Source organism: Microbacterium sp. LRZ72 (genome assembly GCF_033792225.1).
Lineage (GTDB): Bacteria > Actinomycetota > Actinomycetes > Actinomycetales > Microbacteriaceae > Microbacterium.
The window spans coordinates 1-1,852 of sequence record NZ_JANGEX010000032.1 but is presented as its reverse complement, the minus strand read 5'-3'; the positions used below and the strand labels follow the sequence as shown (position 1 = coordinate 1,852).

At 65.0% G+C, this 1,852-nt stretch carries 3 pseudogenes; 1 reads left to right on the top strand and 2 read right to left on the bottom strand.

The window, feature by feature from the left end:
• Positions 1-128 (bottom strand): annotated as a pseudogene (locus M4I32_RS15100) (transposase); the annotation flags it as partial.
• 65 nt (positions 129-193) lie between these two features.
• Between M4I32_RS15100 and M4I32_RS15095 the strand changes: the two are divergent.
• A pseudogene (locus M4I32_RS15095) lies at positions 194-1,450 on the top strand (IS256 family transposase); the annotation flags it as partial.
• A gap of 40 nt (positions 1,451-1,490) precedes the next feature.
• On the opposite strand, the pseudogene M4I32_RS15090 reads toward M4I32_RS15095, so the two are convergent.
• Positions 1,491-1,778: pseudogene (locus M4I32_RS15090) on the bottom strand (integrase core domain-containing protein); the annotation flags it as partial.
• Positions 1,779-1,852: the final 74 nt, after the last annotated feature.

Genomic DNA, 1,852 nt, shown 5'->3' with positions numbered 1-1,852 from the left:
TCGGGGAGCTCTTCGGCAGCGGCGGTCTTGAACCCGGAGAACCCGTCCATCGCGACGACCTCGACCCCGTCGCGCCACGCCTGCGGGCGGGCAGCGAGCCACTGCTTGAAGGCCTGCTTCGACCGGCCCGGGGGGTGTCAGATGTTCTGTGTAAGGGGTGAGGTTCATCTCGAAGGAGCACAGTATGGAGACCATGGCTATCAGTCCGGAGCGCGAGGAGCGTCGACGGCGGCAGAAGGAGATCGCTGACCGGTTGAAGGCGTCGGGCGCGTTGGATGAGATCTTCGCGAAGATCGATGCGGGCGAGCCGTTGACCGGGGAGCAGGGGCTGCTCGGGGGGATGCTCAAGGCCGCGCTGGAGCGGGGGCTGGATGCGGAACTGACCGAGCACGTCGGCTACGAGCGTGGCGACGCGGAAGCGTCGCTGTATGAGAACTCCCGGAACGGGACGTCGTCGAAGACGGTGTCGACCGAGATCGGCGAGATCGATCTCGCGGTCCCGCGGGACCGGAAGGGGTCGTTCTCCCCGATGCTGGTCCGGAAGGGCTCACGCCGGTTGGATGGGCTGGATGGGATGATCATCTCGCTCTATGCCGGCGGGATGACGATCCGCGATATCCAGCATCACCTCGCTTCCACGATCGGGACCGAGTTGTCGCACGAGACGATCTCGAAGATCACCGATCAGGTCGCCGAGGAGGTCCTCGCCTGGCAGCATCGACCGTTGGAGGCGCTGTATCCGGTGATCTATCTCGATGCGATCATCGTGAAGATCCGTGACGGCGGTCACGTCCGCAACAAGGCCGCGCATATCGCCGTCGGCGTCGACATGGACGGTATCAAACACGTCCTCGGGATCTGGGTGCAGGCCACCGAGGGCGCGAAATTCTGGGCATCCGTGTGCGCTGAGCTCGCCAACCGCGGCGTCCGCGACGTCCTCGTCGTCTGCTGCGACGGCCTCACCGGGTTTCCCGATGCGGTTGCGGCGACCTGGCCCGAAGCGACCGTGCAAACGTGCGTGGTCCACCTGATCCGGGCGAGCATGCGGTTCGTCAGCTACGCAGACCGGAAGGCCGTCGCCGCGGCGCTGAAACCGATCTACCAGGCCCCGAACGAGGACGCCGCGCTCGAAGCGCTCGACGCGTTCAGCGACTCCGACCTGGGCCGACGCTACCCGTCAGCGGTGAAGACCTTCACCGAGGCGTGGGACCGGTTCACGCCGTTCCTGGCGTTCCCGCCGGAGCTGCGGCGGGTGATCTATACAACCAACAGCATCGAGTCGCTGAACTACCAACTCCGCAAAGTCACCAAATCCCGCGGCCACTTCCCCAACGACCACGCCGCGGTCAAGCTGCTCTGGCTGGCGATCTGCGACATCGAAGACAAACGAGCCCGCGAACGCGAGAAAGAACGCGGACTCCCCGCCGCGAACCGGAAAGCCAACGGCAGATGGGCTGTGTCAAGCTTCGTAGACTATCTCTTTGTGGGTTTCAGGCTGCGGCTGCGGTCTGGGCGTAGTGGTCGGCCCGGGCTTCGGCGGGGGTGCGGTAGCCGAGGGTGGAGTGCAGCCGTCGGCGGTTGTAGAACACCTCGATGTACTGCATCACCGCGAACCTCGCCCGCCGTCGGGTGGCGAAGCTCTGCCGGTAGTACATCTCGTTCTTGAGCATCGAGAACCATGATTCGGCCACCGAGTTGTCCCAGCACACGCCCGTGCGACCCACGGACAGGCGCACGTGGAGGTTCTTCGCGAGTGTCGCGTACTCGTCGGAGGTGTACTGCCTGGGTTCAACCGGTCGTTGCAACACCGGGTTGTTGGAGCGAGCGTAGCTGCTCCTCGAACACTTCCGCG